This is a genomic window from Streptomyces sp. GbtcB7 (genome assembly GCF_019091445.1).
Classification (GTDB): Bacteria; Actinomycetota; Actinomycetes; order Streptomycetales; family Streptomycetaceae; genus Streptomyces; species Streptomyces mirabilis.
The window spans coordinates 1-245 of record NZ_JAGXJM010000499.1; the positions used below are offsets into that span (position 1 = coordinate 1).

The window sequence follows — 245 nt, forward strand, 5'->3', positions numbered from 1 at the left end:
GACGTCGGCAACTACGAGTCCCTCGTCCACGACGGCAACCCCCAGCAGGCGAACGTCACGCTGGGCCCGGTCAACTGACGGACACCGAAAGGCCAGGGCCTGTCCGGCACCGGGCAGGAGGTCCGCTTCACCAGGGCGTGCCAGCCGGACTCCAGGCGTACGGGGGGGATCCCGCACTGTCGCGTCAGGTGGTGGATGTGGGCGGGTTCCAGGGAGCCCATGGGGGTCTGGGCGAGAAGAACGCT

General features: G+C 69.4%; 1 pseudogene. It reads right to left on the bottom strand.

The window, feature by feature from the left end:
* Window positions 1–11 precede the first annotated feature (11 nt).
* Window positions 12–245 (bottom strand): annotated as a pseudogene (locus KVT44_RS56615) (hypothetical protein); the annotation flags it as partial.